This window comes from Aquabacterium sp., assembly GCF_036273115.1.
GTDB lineage: Bacteria > Pseudomonadota > Gammaproteobacteria > Burkholderiales > Burkholderiaceae_C > Aquabacterium.
The window spans coordinates 43,663-59,677 of the sequence record NZ_DASUIN010000024.1 but is presented as its reverse complement, the minus strand read 5'-3'; the positions used below and the strand labels follow the sequence as shown (position 1 = coordinate 59,677).

The 16,015-nt window shown below is 60.2% G+C and carries 20 protein-coding genes; 6 read left to right on the top strand and 14 right to left on the bottom strand.

Features of this window, described 5'->3' with window-relative positions; genetic code table 11:
* Both VFW72_RS10450 and sigJ read left to right on the top strand, forming a co-directional pair.
* Window positions 1-543: a hypothetical protein gene (locus tag VFW72_RS10450; protein WP_329674236.1), complete on the top strand. Its 543-nt coding sequence runs from the start codon at window positions 1-3 to the stop codon at window positions 541-543.
* Window positions 540-1,472, top strand: a complete 933-nt coding sequence (gene sigJ / locus VFW72_RS10445; RefSeq protein WP_329674235.1) for an RNA polymerase sigma factor SigJ — start codon at window positions 540-542, stop codon at window positions 1,470-1,472. The genes VFW72_RS10450 and sigJ overlap by 4 nt, the downstream gene beginning before the upstream one ends.
* Before the next feature lie 11 nt (window positions 1,473-1,483).
* Here sigJ and mog read toward each other — a convergent pair whose 3' ends face one another.
* Complete coding sequence (gene mog, locus VFW72_RS10440) at window positions 1,484-2,074, bottom strand: molybdopterin adenylyltransferase (RefSeq protein WP_329674234.1); 591 nt, start codon at window positions 2,072-2,074, stop codon at window positions 1,484-1,486.
* Window positions 2,071-2,670: a ribosome biogenesis factor YjgA gene (gene yjgA, locus VFW72_RS10435; RefSeq protein WP_329674233.1), complete on the bottom strand. Its 600-nt coding sequence runs from the start codon at window positions 2,668-2,670 to the stop codon at window positions 2,071-2,073. Before yjgA ends, mog begins: the two co-directional genes overlap by 4 nt.
* A 41-nt stretch (window positions 2,671-2,711) precedes the next feature.
* Between yjgA and pmbA the strand changes: the two genes are divergently transcribed.
* Both pmbA and VFW72_RS10425 read left to right on the top strand, forming a co-directional pair.
* Window positions 2,712-4,097, top strand: coding sequence for a metalloprotease PmbA (gene pmbA / locus VFW72_RS10430; RefSeq protein WP_329674232.1), 1,386 nt, complete (start codon window positions 2,712-2,714; stop codon window positions 4,095-4,097).
* Between the two features lie 44 nt (window positions 4,098-4,141).
* Entirely contained in the window at window positions 4,142-5,224 is a 1,083-nt protein-coding gene (locus VFW72_RS10425) for a TRAP transporter substrate-binding protein DctP (protein ID WP_329674231.1), read from the top strand.
* A 101-nt stretch (window positions 5,225-5,325) separates the two neighbouring features.
* On the opposite strand, the gene VFW72_RS10420 is transcribed toward VFW72_RS10425, so the two are convergent.
* The 11 genes from VFW72_RS10420 to VFW72_RS10370 form a co-directional block, all read right to left on the bottom strand.
* Complete coding sequence (locus VFW72_RS10420; protein ID WP_329674360.1) at window positions 5,326-6,885, bottom strand: TRAP transporter large permease subunit; 1,560 nt, start codon at window positions 6,883-6,885, stop codon at window positions 5,326-5,328.
* Window positions 6,885-7,415 carry a TRAP transporter small permease subunit gene (locus tag VFW72_RS10415; RefSeq protein ID WP_329674230.1) on the bottom strand — a complete coding sequence of 177 codons (531 nt, stop codon included), beginning with the start codon at window positions 7,413-7,415 and terminating at the stop codon, window positions 6,885-6,887. Before VFW72_RS10415 ends, VFW72_RS10420 begins: the two co-directional genes overlap by 1 nt.
* A 7-nt stretch (window positions 7,416-7,422) precedes the next feature.
* Entirely contained in the window at window positions 7,423-7,776 is a 354-nt protein-coding gene (locus VFW72_RS10410; RefSeq protein ID WP_329674229.1) for a TIGR01244 family sulfur transferase, read from the bottom strand.
* A 26-nt stretch (window positions 7,777-7,802) separates the two neighbouring features.
* Window positions 7,803-8,249 carry a GatB/YqeY domain-containing protein gene (locus VFW72_RS10405; protein WP_329674228.1) on the bottom strand — a complete coding sequence of 149 codons (447 nt, stop codon included), beginning with the start codon at window positions 8,247-8,249 and terminating at the stop codon, window positions 7,803-7,805.
* A 126-nt stretch (window positions 8,250-8,375) separates the two neighbouring features.
* Window positions 8,376-8,588, bottom strand: a complete 213-nt coding sequence (gene rpsU, locus VFW72_RS10400; protein WP_012346814.1) for a 30S ribosomal protein S21 — start codon at window positions 8,586-8,588, stop codon at window positions 8,376-8,378.
* Between the two features lie 250 nt (window positions 8,589-8,838).
* Window positions 8,839-9,372 (bottom strand): 2-amino-4-hydroxy-6-hydroxymethyldihydropteridine diphosphokinase, encoded by a 534-nt coding sequence (gene folK, locus VFW72_RS10395; protein ID WP_329674227.1) that lies wholly within the window; start codon window positions 9,370-9,372, stop codon window positions 8,839-8,841.
* A 3-nt stretch (window positions 9,373-9,375) separates the two neighbouring features.
* Entirely contained in the window at window positions 9,376-10,884 is a 1,509-nt protein-coding gene (gene pcnB / locus VFW72_RS10390; RefSeq protein WP_329674226.1) for a polynucleotide adenylyltransferase PcnB, read from the bottom strand.
* The gene (locus VFW72_RS10385) at window positions 10,881-11,549 is read right to left on the bottom strand and encodes an HAD family hydrolase (protein ID WP_329674225.1); all 669 of its coding nucleotides are present in this window, start codon (window positions 11,547-11,549) and stop codon (window positions 10,881-10,883) included. Before VFW72_RS10385 ends, pcnB begins: the two co-directional genes overlap by 4 nt.
* The gene (locus tag VFW72_RS10380) at window positions 11,546-12,313 is read right to left on the bottom strand and encodes an HdaA/DnaA family protein (protein ID WP_329674224.1); all 768 of its coding nucleotides are present in this window, start codon (window positions 12,311-12,313) and stop codon (window positions 11,546-11,548) included. The genes VFW72_RS10385 and VFW72_RS10380 overlap by 4 nt, the downstream gene beginning before the upstream one ends.
* Window positions 12,314-12,318: 5 nt before the next feature.
* The gene (locus tag VFW72_RS10375) at window positions 12,319-13,395 is read right to left on the bottom strand and encodes an AI-2E family transporter (protein WP_329674223.1); all 1,077 of its coding nucleotides are present in this window, start codon (window positions 13,393-13,395) and stop codon (window positions 12,319-12,321) included.
* Between the two features lie 41 nt (window positions 13,396-13,436).
* Window positions 13,437-14,189 carry a hypothetical protein gene (locus VFW72_RS10370; RefSeq protein ID WP_329674222.1) on the bottom strand — a complete coding sequence of 251 codons (753 nt, stop codon included), beginning with the start codon at window positions 14,187-14,189 and terminating at the stop codon, window positions 13,437-13,439.
* Between the two features lie 189 nt (window positions 14,190-14,378).
* Here VFW72_RS10370 and plsY point away from each other — a divergent pair, with 189 nt between their 5' ends.
* Window positions 14,379-14,996 carry a glycerol-3-phosphate 1-O-acyltransferase PlsY gene (gene plsY / locus VFW72_RS10365; RefSeq protein ID WP_329674221.1) on the top strand — a complete coding sequence of 206 codons (618 nt, stop codon included), beginning with the start codon at window positions 14,379-14,381 and terminating at the stop codon, window positions 14,994-14,996.
* Entirely contained in the window at window positions 14,993-15,424 is a 432-nt protein-coding gene (locus VFW72_RS10360) for a glutaredoxin family protein (protein WP_329674220.1), read from the top strand. Before plsY ends, VFW72_RS10360 begins: the two co-directional genes overlap by 4 nt.
* Here VFW72_RS10360 and VFW72_RS10355 read toward each other — a convergent pair.
* Window positions 15,382-16,011: an L-threonylcarbamoyladenylate synthase gene (locus tag VFW72_RS10355; RefSeq protein ID WP_329674219.1), complete on the bottom strand. Its 630-nt coding sequence runs from the start codon at window positions 16,009-16,011 to the stop codon at window positions 15,382-15,384. The genes VFW72_RS10360 and VFW72_RS10355 overlap by 43 nt on opposite strands.
* Between the last annotated feature and the right edge of the window lie 4 nt (window positions 16,012-16,015).

The window sequence follows — 16,015 nt, the reverse complement described above, 5'->3', positions numbered from 1 at the left end:
ATGAAATTCATTCGAGCACTTGCTAGCATGTTGATCCGGCGTCAGCTCCGTGCCTTTGAACGCCAATATCAATACGACATGGGCTACGCCCAAGCCATTCTCTCCTCTGGCCTGAAGGAATTCAGCGCATTCTCTGGCCTGTTCAAGCTGGCATCACACCGCCAAGTGGTGCCATTCGGCCCATGGTTTACGGCGAAATGGGTGGCAACAGAGAGAGAAGATTGTGGTTCGTGCCTGCAGTTGCTGGTAAACATGGGTCGAGAAGAAGGCCTACCCATATCGACCATGAAAGCCATCAGTGAAGGCCACGTGGCCGCGTTGCCTGCAGACATTGCGTTGGTCTATGAATGGGCAAAATCGACCGTCCACCCCGATTTCGACGCCAACAGTCAGGCCCTTCGAGAACGCATTCTTGAAAAATGGGGGCCGCGCGGCTTGGTCTCGCTTACGCTGGCAATGACCGGGGCGCGCAGCTTCCCTCTCATCAAACGTGCGTTGGGGCACCAAGGCAGCTGCCAAGCTCTTGACTGGGACCAATCATGATTGACACCTCGACGCAGCAATTTGAAACCCACCGCTCCTTCCTGCGCGGCTTGGCCTACCGCATGCTGGGCTCAGTAGCTGAGGCAGAAGACGTGGTGCAAGACTGCTGGCTTCGGTGGCGAGATGTCCCCCACCACACCATTGTTGAACCGCGTGCCTTCCTGGCACAAACGGCGACGCGCCTGTGCCTGGACCGCATCAAGTCAGCCCAGCATCAACGCGAGAGCTACTTTGGCGTCTGGCTACCTGAACCCTGGGTGGATGCCTGGCTCCCCCCCGCGCCTGGCGCGGACGAAACCCTGTCTCTCGCTCAAGACCTGGAGATTGCATTCCTGCTGGTGCTGCAGCGTCTGACGCCAGCGGAGCGCGCTGTGTTCCTGCTCAACGAAGTATTCGATTGGGATTTTGACGCCATCAGCCAAATGCTAGATCGCAGCCCCGCGGCCTGTCGTCAACTTGCGCAACGGGCCAGGCAACACCTTTCCGGCGAGGCTGGATCCACACCAACCAAACCACGCCGGATGACAATGCGGCGAGCGAGAGACACGCAACAGGAAATGCTCGTAGCAGCCGCTTTTGCACAAGCGCTGCAATTGGGTGATGTCGACCAACTCGCCAAGACCTTGGCGCAAGACGTCGTGTTCCTGTCAGATGGCGGAGGGAAAGCCAATGCAGTGCCCCGCCCATTGGAAGGGGCCACCAAAGTCGCGCAAGCCCTGGTCGGTTTCGCTCACTTGTGGGCAAAAAACCCAGGTACCGTTCAACCAGCCGTCATCAACGGCCTGCCTGGAGCCATCTTCATCGCACCGGAGGGGCATGTGGTTCAAACCATGGCCATCGACATCAATGCCGACGGCCTGGTGGCAGGCCTGTACGTGATGCGCAACCCGGACAAGCTCCAGCACGTCCGGCCAGCAGGACAGGCCTGAACGCGGCCCAATCAGGACCGGCGGGCAGATTTGGGGCGAAAAGCGTCACATACCGCCGCATCGGTTTCGATATAGGGGCCGCCAATCAGGTCAATGCAATAGGGCACCGCCGCAAAGATGCCGGGCACGATGGATTTGCCGTCGGCATCTTTCAACCCTTCCAGGGTCTCTGCAATCGATTTTGGCTGACCTGGCAGGTTCAGAATCAAGGCCTGTTTACGGATCACCGCCGTCTGGCGCGACAGAATGGCTGTGGGCACGAAGCGCAAACTGATTTGGCGCATCTGCTCACCGAAGCCGGGCATTTCCTTGTCGGCCACATCCAGTGTCGCCTCGGGCGTGACGTCGCGCGGCGCAGGGCCAGTTCCGCCGGTGGTCAACACCAGGTGGCACCCTTCGACATCGACCAGATCACGCAAGGTTTGAGCAATGCCAGCACGCTCATCGGGAATCAAGCGAGGCACCCAGGTGATCGGGTTGCGCACGGCTCGGCCCAGCCACTCTTGCAAGGCTGGCAGACCTTTGTCTTCGTACACGCCGGTGCTGGCTCGGTCGCTGATAGAGACCACACCGATCTTGACGGGATCCAAGCTCACGGTCATTCCTCGTCGTGGTCTGCGTCTGCCAAAGGCGCCTGCTTGGCAGCCGCCTTCTGATCTTCTTGCGCCCGCTTGATGAACTGGAACAGCTCGCGGAAGCCTCGGCCACTGCGCTTTTCAGGTTCCAGGGCGGCGTCTTTCTTGGCATTGCGAATCAGGGCACGCAACTGCTGCAGGTCCGAATCGGGAAACTCTTCCACCCAGCGGCTCAACGCCCCCTTTTCATCGGCAATCAGTTCGGCTCGCCAACGCTCAGCCTCGTGCAAGGACAACTGGTCTTTCGCGTGCCCCAGTTGGAAGAGCGCAACAGCTTCGCGCAAAGGCTCGGCGTCCACGGAACGGATCACCTTGCCGATGTATTGCAGCTGGCGGCGCTTGCCTTCGAAAGAACGCGTTTTCTTGTAGTCGGCCAGGGCGTCGCGCAGGCGTTCGGGCATGTCAATGTCGGCCAGACGCGAGTCGGGCATGGCCAGCAATTGTTCGCCCAAGTCCTGCAACTCATGCGACTGTCGTTTCAGCGCACTCTTGCTCGGACGGGTATAGCCGTTTTCGTCTTCGAGGGGTAATCCCTCGTCTTGATCAAAATGGTTCGAATTCATGTCCTCGCTATGATACGGGGGCCTACACACAAGTCGCGAACATGGCCCTCAAACAATCGACGAAATCTCCGCAATCTGGCTTTGCTTACAGCCACGATCAATTTCAGCAACTGATTGAAGACACGCTTTCGATCGCCCAGAAGATGGGAGCAAGCGACGCTGCAGCCGAAGTCTCGGAAGGCGTGGGGCTGTCGGTGTCTGTTCGCAAGGGCAAGCTTGAGAATGTCGAGCGCAACCGCGACAAGACCATCGGTATCACGGTATTTGTGGGGCAGCGCCGCGGCAATGCGTCCACCTCTGACTTCTCGCCGCAGGCCATCGAGCAAACGGTGCGCGCGGCTTACGACATTGCCCGCTACACCGCAGAAGACCCCGCCGCCGGCCTGCCAGATGTAGAGGACCTCGCTCTGGGCAAGGCTGCCAAGCGCGATCTGGACTTGTTCCACCCCTGGTCGGTCACCGCTGACAAGGCTGCGGAACTGGCCCGACGTTGCGAGGCAGCCGCCCTGGAAGTGGACAAACGCATCACCAATTCCGAAGGTGCTGGCGTATCGGCCCAACAATCGCATTTCTTTGCCGGCAACACACGGGGCTTCCGGGGGGGCTACGCCAGCTCGCGCCACTCCTTGTCGGTGTCGCCTATCGCCGGTCGTGGCAACGACATGCAGCGAGACTTTTGGTACACCTCCGAGCGCGACGCCAGAGACATGGCCAAGCCCGAGGCCGTGGGTCGCTACGCAGCCGAACGCGCCCTCGCCCGCTTGAAGTCACGCAAGATTGCCACCTGCGAAGTACCCGTTTTGTTCGAAAACACCTTGGCAGCCGGGCTGCTGGGCGCCTACGTTCAAGCCACCAGCGGTGGTGCGCTGTACCGCAAGGCCACCTTCCTCGTCGACAGCCTGGGCCAGCCCATTTTTCCCAAACACATCAATGTGCTGGAAGACCCCCACATCCTCAAAGGCAAAGGCAGTGCCCCGTTTGATGACGAAGGTGTGTTGACCCGCAAACGCCACGTCGTGAAGAACGGCGTGGTGCAAGGCTACTTCCTGTCGAGCTACTCCGCCCGCAAACTGGGCATGCGCACCACTGGGCATGCCGGTGGCTCGCAAAACTTGGTGCTGACCAGCAAACTGACCCAACCCAAGGACAACCTCAAGGCCATGCTGCGCAAACTGGGCCGTGGCCTGTTCGTGACCGAACTGATGGGCCAGGGTGTGAACTACGTGACCGGAGACTACTCTCGCGGCGCCGCAGGCTACTGGGTGGAAGACGGCGAAATTGCATTCCCGGTTCACGAAATCACCATCGCCGGTCACCTGGGCGAGATGTTCCAGCAAATCGTGGCCGTGGGTGCCGATGCCTACACCTATGGCAGCAAAACGATTGGCTCGGTGCTGATCGAAAAAATGAAAATTGCCGGGCATTGAACTGCACCGCCCTGCCCTGAACACAAAAAGACAAGGAAGCCCACATGCAACGTCGCTCGTTCATCAACCAGGCCGGGATTGCCGGCATCCTCGCAGCCGGCGCGGCACCAGCCATCGTGCACGCCCAAACCACGATTCGCTGGCGTCTGGCCTCCAGCTTCCCCAAATCGCTGGACACCATCTACGGCGCAGCCGAAACCTTTACCAAGAAGGTGGCCGACATGTCGGGCGGCAAATTCCAGATCTCGGTGCACGCAGGCGGCGAGCTGATGAAGCCCTTCGAAGTGGTTGACGCGGTACAGAACGCTTCGGTGGAAATGGCCCACACGGCCCCCTACTACTTCTTCGGCAAAGATGAAACCTTCGCCATTGGCTGTGCCATTCCCTTCGGTCTGAACTCCCGTCAAACCACCGCCTGGATGATGGAGGGCAACGGCCTGAAGTTGATGCGTGAGTTCTACGCCAAGTACAACATCATCAATTTCCCTGGCGGCAACACCGGCGTTCAAATGGGCGGCTGGTACAAGAAGCCGCTGAAGTCCGTGGCCGACATGAAGGGCTTGCGCATGCGCATCGGCGGCTTTGCCGGCCGTGTGATCGAGCGCCTGGGTGCCGTGCCCCAAGCCATTCCCGGCGGCGAGATTTATGCCGCACTGGAAAAGGGCACCATTGATGCCGCCGAATGGGTAGGCCCCTATGACGATCAGAAGCTGGGCTTCCACAAAGTCGCGTCCACCTACCACTATCCAGCCTGGTGGGAAGGCGGCCCCCAACTAGACTTCTTCATCAACAACAAAGCCTTCAACGCCTTGCCCAATGAGTACAAGAGCATGATCGAGACGGCCGCCTATATGGCCCACGTCGAAATGCAAGCCAAGTACGATGCCCGCAACCCCACAGCCTTGAAGCAACTGGCAGCTCAGAAAGTGAACCTGGCCCCCATGCCCAAGGACGTCATGGACGCGGCTTTCAAGGCCTCGCAAGAGATCTATGCCGACCTCAATGCCAAGAACCCCAACTGGCGCAAGGTGTACACCGATTACGCCAAGTTCCTGAAGGACCAGAACCTGTGGTTCCGCTTCACCGAAGCGCGCTACGACAGCTACATGCAAAACGCCAAGCTGTAAGCCACAAACCAACGTCAGGCAAACGTCTGGCGCAAAGAAAAAAGCCGCTGAATTCCAGCGGCTTTTTTTGTCACGTTTTATGCGACCGGTCTGCACCGCACTCAACGTGGCTGTTCGGCCTTCAATGCCTCTTCCAAGGCACGGGTATTCGCGTCTTCAGCTTCTTGCGCAGAGGCCCCCGAGGCAGCCGCCTCAGGCGCAGCAGGAGATGGCATCTGATCGTCATCAGGCACTTGGGGTGCGCTGGCGTCATCACGATCATCTGAATCAGGCATCTGGATCTGAACCTTGTCCAGGTCCACCACCTCTTCCTTGTCCAACCAATAGGTCACTGACGAGGGCCAGAAAATCACAACCGCCACCAAGACCAACTGCATCACCACCCAGGGCAATGCCCCCAGGTAAATGTCTTTGGAGCGCACAGGCCGATCAATCGAACCGCTCTTGTAGATCTGGTCAGAAATGCCGCGCAGATAGAACAGAGCAAAGCCGAATGGCGGGTGCATGAAGCTGGTTTGCATGTTCACACACAGCAGCACACCGAACCAGATCAGGTCAATGCCCATCTTGTCGGCAATCGGGGCCAGCAGCGGCACGATGATGAAGGCGATCTCGAAGAAGTCGAGGAAGAAGGCCAGGAAGAACACGAAGACGTTGACCGCTATCAGGAAGCCGACCTTGCCCCCAGGCAAATGCGACAACATGCCTTCGATCCACTTGTTGCCGTCCACCCCTTGGAACACGAGCGAAAACACGGTCGAGCCAATCAAGATGAAGACCACCATGGCCGACACCCGCATGGTCGAATCCATACCCTGCCAGACCAGCTTCCAGTTCAGGCGCTTGTGCATGGCAGCCAGTGCCAAAGCGCCCATCGCGCCCAGGGCGCCTGCCTCGGTTGGGGTCGCCAAACCCATGAAGATCGTGCCCAGCACCAGGAAGATCAACACGATGGAAGGGATCATGCCCCACAGCACACGGCGCCACAGCTCCCACCCCCGGGTCAAACGTGCTTCCGCCGGAATGGGCGGAACCCACTGCGGGCGCAACAAGGCCACACCCAGGGTGTAGAGCAAGAAGATGGCTGTTTGCAGAATGGAGGGGCCAATGGCACCCTTATACATGTCGCCCACAGACTTGCCCATCTGGTCTGCCAACACCACCAGAACCAGCGATGGCGGGATGAGCTGCGTGATCGTGCCCGACGCGGCAATGACACCCGTGGCATAGCGCATGTCGTAGCCATAGCGCATCATGATGGGCAAGGAGATCACGCCCATGGCGATCACACTGGCGGCCACCGTACCGGTGATGGCGCCCAGAATGGCCCCCACGATGATGACGGCAAAGCCAAGCCCACCCGGAACGCCCCCAAACAACTGAGCACTGCCTTCGAGCAAGTCCTCTGCCAGGCCGCACCGCTCCAGGATGGCCCCCATGAAGGTGAAAAAGGGAATGGCCAGCAACAGGTCGTTGGACATGATGCCGAAAATGCGCAGGGGCAGTACGTTCAAAAAGGCTTCAGGGAAGTAACCCCATTCGACCGCGAGAAAGCCAAACCCCAAGCCCAATGCCCCCAGAGAAAACGCCACTGGAAAGCCAATGAGCATCACCACCACCAAGGCCGCAAACATCAGTGGAGCCATGTACTCCATCGGGATCATTGCAGAGGCCTTTCGTAATGGGTGTCCATGTTGTAGGTGCCTCGTAGGAAGCCAATGCGCTTCAAGATCTCAGCCACGCCCTGCAAGATCAGCAAGCCAAAGCCGGCCGGAATCAAGGCTTTCACCGGCCAACGAATCAGACCACCGGAGTTGTTCGACATTTCCTGTTGCACCCAGGCGTCTTGCACAAACTGCCATGAGGCCCACACCATGACGATGCACACCGGCATGTAGAAAAAGACGAAGCCCAGCAGATCAATGATGGCCTTGGCGCGACCGCTCAGGGAGCCATACACGACGTCGACACGGACGTGTTCATTGAGTGTGACCAGGGCAGGCGCACCGAAGAACACGGTGGCAGAAAACAGATACCACTGGATTTCAAGCCAGGCGTTGGAGCCCATGTGCAGCGCGTAGCGCGCGCTGGCGTTGCCGGCACAAATGAGGCATGTGGCCAGCACCAGAATGCTCGCCACATGGCCAAACAAGCGCGACAACGCATCCATCCCACGGATGTATGCGTTCATGACAGCCTCAATCGTCGAGTGCGACGGCTTGTTGGTACAGCTTGGTCGAACGGGCGCCACTGCGGCAGAACATCAGCAGCGGACGAGGCAAAGACTTGAGCAACTCAGCGCACTGCGCAATTTCCTCGGGCGACTGGTAGCCGCCTTGCACAGGCAAATGGGCGTATGCCAGGCCGGCCGCCTTGGCCGCAGCTTCGATGACCGCGCTGGTGGGCTGATCGGGGCCGCCTTCAAAATCGGGGCGGTTGTTCAACACCGCCTTGAAGCCCGCCTCAGCAGCCGAAGCCATGGCTTCGGGTGTCAGTTGAGGGGCCACGTAAACGTCAGGGGCAATAGGCTGCAGCGCCACAGAGTTGCTCATCGTCCGTCTCCTTGAGTGCTTGAGTGTCAGCCGGCCAAAGCGGCCTTCACCGCTGCGGAAACCAGGCCCATATCAGCCTGACCAGCCAGGCGTTGTTTGACCACGCCCATGACCTTGCCCATGTCACCAGGGCCTGCGGCACCCAGTTCAACCACGATGGCCTTGACCGCAGCCTGAATTTCTTCGGCCGTCAAACGCTGGGGCAAATAGCCTTCCAGCACGACGATTTCGGCGTTTTCCTTGTCAGCCAGATCTTGACGGGCGGCCGCGGTGTATTGCTGAGCCGCGTCCTTGCGTTGCTTGATGAGCTTGTCAACGATGCCAACAATCATCGCGTCGTCCAACTCCACGCGCTCATCGACTTCCTTTTGCTTCATGGCAGCCATCAGCATGCGGATGGTGCCCAGTCGATCGGCTTCTTTGGCGCGCATGGCGGCCTTCATGTCGTCAGAGATACGTGCTTTCAAGCTCATGGCAATGGTTCTTCCTGTTGAAAACGGAACGAAAAACAAAAAGCCCGCATGGGCGTCCCCGCGCGGGCTTTGTGCAGACCAGTCAGGCGGATACGCCAATTTTGACTGGTTAAGAAACTGTACGGATCAGTACAGCTTCTTGGGCAGTTGCATGCTGCGCACGCGCTTGTAGTGGCGCTTGACGGCGGCGGCCTTCTTGCGCTTGCGCTCAGCGGTGGGCTTTTCGTAGAACTCGCGGGCGCGCAGTTCGGTCAGCAGACCCAGCTTTTCAATGGTGCGCTTGAAACGGCGCAGAGCGACGTCAAACGGCTCGTTTTCTTTGACACGGATGGTCGTCATTACAGATTCGCTTTCAGTTTGAATGCATTCAAAGGGCTGGCTTCAATGGCCTCTGCCGCACCGTTCAGATCAATCACACAGGCCTCCGGGCCAGGGCCCGCTCCCGGTTTCCGCGGATGGAAACGGGTCTGCCCAACGGGGTGTGCATGACTGGGACTAAACCGCCACGCCAGGGGACTTTTTTGCAAGCATCAAAGCAAGCCCCACCAACAAAGCCTGAGATTCTACCCCGATTTTCAACAAATTTCCACTATTTAGTCAGGGAAATGCTTTCCATTTTCGAAATACCTTGCAACGCAGCCAGTTCAGCACGCCGCGCCGCACTGGGTTGGGGCAAATCATGTGGCCAGAGACAGCCCTGATTCTGGATCAGATCGCACAAAGGTTCCAGCACAAAGGCGCGATCCAACATGCGTGGGTGAGGCAAGGTCAAAGTGGGTGTGTCAAGACGCACGCCGCCATACCAGAGCAAATCAAGATCGAGCGTGCGAGGCGCGTGCCAGTAAGGGCGTGTGCGATCGTGTTCGCATTCCAGGCTCAGCAAAGCGCGCAGCAACTCTTGCGGACCCAGGCTGCTGCGCAGGGCGACCACAGCGTTGAGGTAGTCAGGGCCATCGGCATCGACTGGCCGGGTTTGATAGACACCGGATACAGCCTCGACCTCGGTCCAAGGAAGTTGTCCCAAGCCCGCGACGGCGGACCTCAGGCGCGCAAACACGTCACCCAGATTGCCCCCCATGCCCACAAAGGCTCGAAAAGTGGGAGGCATGGAGGATGGGCTCATTGTTCAATCCTGTGCGGCATCACCACCACCACCCTCGCCTGCTGGTTTACGACGGCGACGGCGGCGCTTCTTTGCGGGGGCATCAACCACTTCACCGTTGGCAGCCTGGGCCGCGCGGCGTGCCGACTCCTGATGGCGAGCCTCGTCCAGCAGCTTCTTGCGCTCGGGCGCATCAGCCAGGGAGAACGCCTCCCACCAGCTGGCGAGCGCCGGGTCGACTTCGCCACACTGACCGCGTAGACGCAAAAAGTCAAACCCAGCACGGAAACGGGGTTGTTCGACCAGCGTCAGGGGGCCATTGCCAACGCGCTTTTCAAAACGCGGTTGCATGGTCCAGATTTCACGCATGTCGGAAGCCAATTTGCCGCGCCCTGAAATGTCGCCAATGCGGGCATCAAACACGGAATCAGTGGCGGCCTGCAAGGCGGGGAAAGCAGGCTCCCCCTTGGCCATCAGGCGCTTCCATTGGTCTTGAACGTCGTGCCAAAGCAGGCAAGCCAGCAGGAAACTGGGCGCCACGGGCTTGCCTTCGGACACGCGGCGGTCGGTGTCAGCCAAAGCCAACTGCACGAACTGCTCGCGACCGGGGTGACGGCGGGCTTCATCGAATACCGCATCGAGAATGGGGAACACGCCGCGGTCAAGGCCTTGCTTGCGCAACTGATCCAAAGAGGCGCGCGCGTGCCCGGTCTGCAGCAGCTTGATCATTTCGTCAAACAGGCGCGACTGCGGCACGTTGCTCAGCAGTTGAGCCATTTCCTGCAGGGGCTCGCGGGTCTTGGGCTCGATCTCAAAGCCCAGCTTGGCTGCAAAGCGAACCACGCGGATGATGCGGACCGGGTCTTCGCGGTAGCGAACCTCGGGCACGCCAATCATGCGCAACACACGCTTTTGTGCGTCTTTGATGCCATGATGGAAGTCAACCACCACCCCGGTCTTGGGATCGTAGTACATGGCATTGACGGTGAAGTCGCGACGCGCGGCATCCTGGTCTTGTGGGCCCCACACGTTGTCGCGCAGCACACGCCCACTGGCATCGATCACATGCGACTTGTCGGCCAACTCCTTGCGAGAGGTCTTTTCGTTTCCTGCTACCTGCTCCGCTGCGCTGGCGTCGAGGTAGGCACGGAAGGTCGAGACTTCGATGACTTCGTTTTCGCGGCCCCGACCGAACACCACGTGCACGATGCGGAAACGACGCCCGATGATGAAGGCTCGACGGAACAGGCTCTTGACTTGTTCGGGGGTGGCGTTGGTGGCTACGTCGAAATCCTTGGGACGCAGTCCCAGCAACAGATCGCGCACCGCGCCGCCCACGATGTAGGCTTCGTAGCCCGCGTTTTGCAAAGTCTCGACCACGCGGATGGCGCGGTCGTCTACCAGCGAGGGGTCAATCCCGTGCACGCTGGCCGGAACGTCAACTCGCTTCCCGGTGGGGATGCGGGTCTTGCCAGCCTTGGCAGAGGCGCCAGCGCGAGGCTTGAGAATCTTGTCAATCAGACTTTTGATCATGCGAACAATCGAAGGACACGCCAGCCTCGCTCACGGGCCACGGTTTCCAGCGCGGGGCTGGGGTTGGTGGCCACCGGGTCGTTGGCACGTTCCAGTAAAGGCAGGTCGTTAGGTGAATCGCTGTAGAAGCTGACGCGCTCGAAATCGCTCAGCCGATGGCCTTTTTCGGCCAGCCATTGTTCCACACGCGTGATTTTGCCTTCTCGGAAGGACGGCACGCCGTCGATTTCGCCCGTAACACGGCCCTGCTGGTCGCGAACGAGGCGAACAGCCAACAGGTCGGCCACGTCGAACGCGTCGGCGATGGGGCGGGTCACGAATTCGTTGGTGGCCGTGACGATGGCAATCAGATCGCCCTGGGCGCGATGGCGTTCCACCAGTTCAACCGCTTGGGGTTGCATGGCCGGGTAAATGACCTGATCCATGAACGCCTGCTGAAGGTTTTGCTGCTCGGTGTGCGACATCTCGCGCCACACGCTGGTGGTGAAGCGGATGTAGTCAGCCAGCACCAAGGTGCCATCGCAGTATTGCTGGTAGAAGCCGTCGTTGGTCTGGCGGTACTGAACCGCATCGGCCAAACCCTGACGGATGATGAATTCGCCAAACTCGTGATCGGAGTCGAGCGGCAAAAGGGTGTGGTCGAGGTCAAACAGACACAGATTCATGCGGTCTCCAAAGCCAGCATTTGTTTCAACAGGGGCACGGTGACGGTACGGTGTTCCGCCAGGGCGAAGCGATCCAGGCGCTCGAGCAAGGCCATGAGGAAGCCCAGGTCACGCGAATAGCGGGTCAACAGGTAGCTCACCACGCCGTCAGCCAGGCCAATGCCTCGACGTGCAGCCTCACGCTGCAAGGACTCCTTGACGCCAGCCTCATCGAGGGGTTGCAGGGCGAAGGTCAGCCCCCACCCCAGGCGGGTGCGCAAATCATCGCGCACAGGCAAATCAACCGGAGGCAAACGGCCTGCGGCCACAATGCCCAGCATGGGCACCCCATCACCGCCAACCATGTGTGATCGCCCTGCCGTGGCGGATTCGATGAACAGGTTGAAGGCCAGATGCTGGTTGTGGGCGTCAAGCTGGTCGCAATCGTCAATGACAGCCAAGGTGGGCGAAGCTTCGTCAGGCGCATCCCAGATCTGGGCGTTGTGTGCGCCCAGCCAGATCACCCCGAACTGCAAAGCCACCGCCTTCTCGACCAAGGCGCGGAGTAGATGCGACTTGCCCGAGCCTGACGGCCCCCAGAGGTAAACCGGCGATTGGTTGTACCCGGGCGCGGGCCACTGGTCCAACCACGTCAACGCCTCACCATTGGCCCCGACGATGAAGTCATCGAAACCAGGGCTGACGGCAGGCCCCAGGTCGAGTGGAATTTGACGCATGGGTTGCTCGACCAGTGCCGTGTCGAACAAAGCGGAGCTTTTCGGCACGACCACTACCCCTGATACAAGCGACTGGCGCGGTAGTAAGCCATGAGATGCCGCAGCAACACCATGGCCACAGCGGCGGCAGGCAAGGCGATCAAGACGCCCAACAGCCCTGCCCACTGACCAAACAACATCAAGGCCAGGATCACCCCAACCGGATGCAAGCCAATGCGCTCGCCCACCAGACGAGGCGTGAGAAAAATGCTTTCGATGATCTGGCCGGCGCCATACACCACAGCGACCACCACCAAGGGATAAACCAGCCCTTGCGACGCGCCCGCGTATTGCAGCAGCCCAGCCAGCACGGCCAACAGCAGACCCAAGCCATAGCCCAGGTAGGGCACAAAGATGGCCAGACCGGTGAACACACCAATGGGCAGCCCTAGCTCGAAGCCAGCCAGGCTCAAGGCCAGTCCGTAATAGACCGCCAGGATGAGCATAACCAGCAACTGGCCACGCAAGTACTGCCCCACGACCGCATCGCATTCGTCCAGCATGGCGTGAACCACCTCGCGGTAACGCGGCGGCAGCAACTCTCGCCACTTGGCGGTCAGCGTATGCCAGTCAAGCAGGCAGTAAAAGGTCAGCACAGGCACCAGGAAAAGAAAGCCCAGCAATGTGAGCAAGCCACTGCCACCAATCAGCACCGACTGCAACACCGCACGGCTCCACTGGGGAAAGTTGGCCTGCATCAGGTGGATCAACTCGGCCTTGATGGCTTCCGCACTGGTGGGCAATTCGAGTCCCCATTTGGCCAACCAAGGGGCCACGGCATGCCAGACAGACACCGCCAAGTCAGGCAACTGAGTCCGTAAACGGGGCCCCAATTCGGACATGATGGGCACAAGCAGAAAGACGACGACGGCCCCGCCCGCAGCCACAGCCACCAGGCTGAGGGCGACCGCAAGCACACGAGGCAGATGAAACTGAACCAGCCGCTCCACGACCGGCTGCAGGCTGTAGGCCAGAACCAGGCTAAGGAAAAACGGCGCCAGTACGGTGGCGTGACGCCACAGCAAAGCCCCCACCCCGAGAGCGAGCAAGCTCCAGATGAGTTTGGTGCGGGTGTCGGTTGAACTTGTCATGCGGGGCGCATTTTATCGGCGTCCCGCCCCTTCCGGCCGACTCAATGCGCATCTGCTGCGTAAACAGCCTGGCGAGCCGCCTCCAAAGCCTCTTCCAGTTTGGCCTGGTCGCGTTGCGCGGCAGGCCGGGCCTGCCAATCGGCCACGATGGCGGCCTCACGTCGCTTGTACTCCGCCTGGCGTGCGGCGTCTTTGGCGGCTTCAACCGGGTCAGGTTTGGGCGCGGCATGGGCCAACATCGCTTTAGCCTCTTCAACGCGCTGCTTGCGCAGTTGTTCGTTGGGCTCCAGGTCTTCCCACAAGGCCGCGGCGAGCATCAAGGCCTCGCCCATGCTGGCTTCACCCTGACGCAAACGCTCCGGCACCTGTTCCAGCAGGCGCTTGGCCAATTCCTGGCGGTGAGCCACATCGGGCGACCCCTTGAGGGCTTGCCACTGCTCAAACCCTCGCTGAAAGCGGAGGTATTTGATGATGCGTTCCATTTCGGCTGGCGGATTGGGAGCTGTGGCCACCGCGCTTTTCAACGCTCGCCATTCTTCGGCGGAGAAATCGGCCGGACGCCCGTCCTCCATCACCGGGGGCGGGGTCACCAGGGCCGACTCCACGACTTGCGCGCTGGCTCTCACGCCAGGCCAGTTGCCTGCTTGAGATGCCGCGGCCGCCACGGGCTGCGCTGCGTCCTCCGCAGGGACTCGCGTCACCCACCACCAGATGGCTCCGCCCGCAATGGCTCCAACGAGCACAGCCCCCACCCAAGGGCGCTGCCAGACCTGACGGCTTTGGTACGTGATCATGACGACAAATGCTCGATGCTGAAAACTCGCGCATTGTGGTGAGGCGTCGCTCCGAGAGACCCTGGTAGAAACCCAAGACGCCCCCCGAAGCGAGCGGAGAATGTGTCACGACTTGCAACACAGGCCACTGGCACTACACTTGCGGCCTGTTGACATTCTTGGCCCGCCTGAACGCGCTTGTCTTTTCCCATGAATCTGAATCACATTGACCCGATGGCTCTGGCTGCGGGCGCCGCACTCATTGGTTACCTGATTGGTTCTCTGTCTTTTGCCGTGATCGTGAGCCGACTGTTTGGCCTGGCAGACCCGCGCACCTACGGTTCAGGCAACCCGGGCGCCACCAATGTGCTGCGCTCTGGCAACAAGGGCGCGGCCATCCTGACCCTGCTGTTTGACGCCGTCAAAGGCTATGTGCCTGTGGTGGTGGCACAGCACATGGGTTTGCCCGACTCGGTGGTCGCTGCTGCAGGCCTGGGCGCCTTCCTGGGCCATTTGTGGCCCGTTTTCTTCAAATTCGAAGGCGGCAAAGGCGTGGCCACTGCGGCAGGCGTGCTGCTGGGTTTTTCTGGCGCCCTGGGTGGCAGCGTACTGCTGGTGTGGATTGCGATGGCCGCCATATTCCGTTATTCGTCGCTGGCGGCCCTGACCGCCTCGCTGGCCGCGCCCGTGATCCACTATGTGGGCTGGGGGCTCAACGTGACCACCGGGGCCATTGTCATCATGAGCGCCTTGCTGATCTGGCGTCACGAAGCAAACATCCGCAAGTTGCTGGCTGGGCAGGAAAGCAAGCTCGGTCAGAAGGCATGACACAAACCCCTCCGCCCTCCTCGCCACCAGCCCGCACGCTGTGGTCACTGGTGGGCGTGGTGGGCCTGGTCTGGGCCCTGTCACAAGGGCTTCAGTGGTGGCAAACCCAGAGGCAGGCCGCAGAGGTCGCCAAGGTGCTGCAGCAGCACCGCGTGGTAGCGCAGGACGTGGTGATGTACACCACCTCGACGTGCCCCTATTGCGCGCAGGCTCGGCAGTGGCTGCAAGCCAACCATGTGCCCTTTGTAGAGTGCAACATCGAGCACAGCGCCAGATGTTCAAGCGAATTTGAAGCCCAGGGAGCACCCGGTGTGCCTTTGATGCAGGTCCGCTCGCAGTGGCGAATCGGTTTCGATCCGGAGTGGCTGGTTCTGGCTTTGCAGGCTCAGAACACCAAGCCCAGGACGGACACGTCACCGCGCCCCTGACGCACGAGCTTCGCCTCCCCTTCGCTGAGGTCAATGACCGTGGTGGGTTCGAGCTGGCAAGCTCCAGCATCCACGATGACCTGAACTCGCTTTTCCAGCTTTTCTCGGATCTCGTGTGGATCGTTCAAAGGATCGTCTTCACCCGGCAGAATCAAGGTGGTGGCCAGCAAAGGCTGCCCCATCTGCTCCAACAAAGCCTGCGTGACAACGTTGTCAGGAACGCGCAGGCCGATGGTGCGCCGCGATGGGTGCGACACCCGACGCGGCACTTCCTTGGTGGCTTCCAGAATGAAGGCGTATGGGCCGGGAGTCGCCAACTTGAGCAAACGGTATTGCTGGTTGTCGACCCGAGCATAGTTGGCCAACTCAGACAGATCACGACACAGCAAGCTGAGGTGATGGCGCTCATCGACGCCTCGAATGCGGCGCAGGTTGTCGACCGCCGACTTGTCATCAAGGTGACAGACCAGAGCGTAGCTGGAGTCGGTCGGGATGGCAGCAATGCCGCCACGGTGCAGGATTTCCGCGGCTTGTTTCAGAAGCCTGATCTGAGGTTGCTGCGGGTGAACTTCAAAATATTGAGCCATAAGG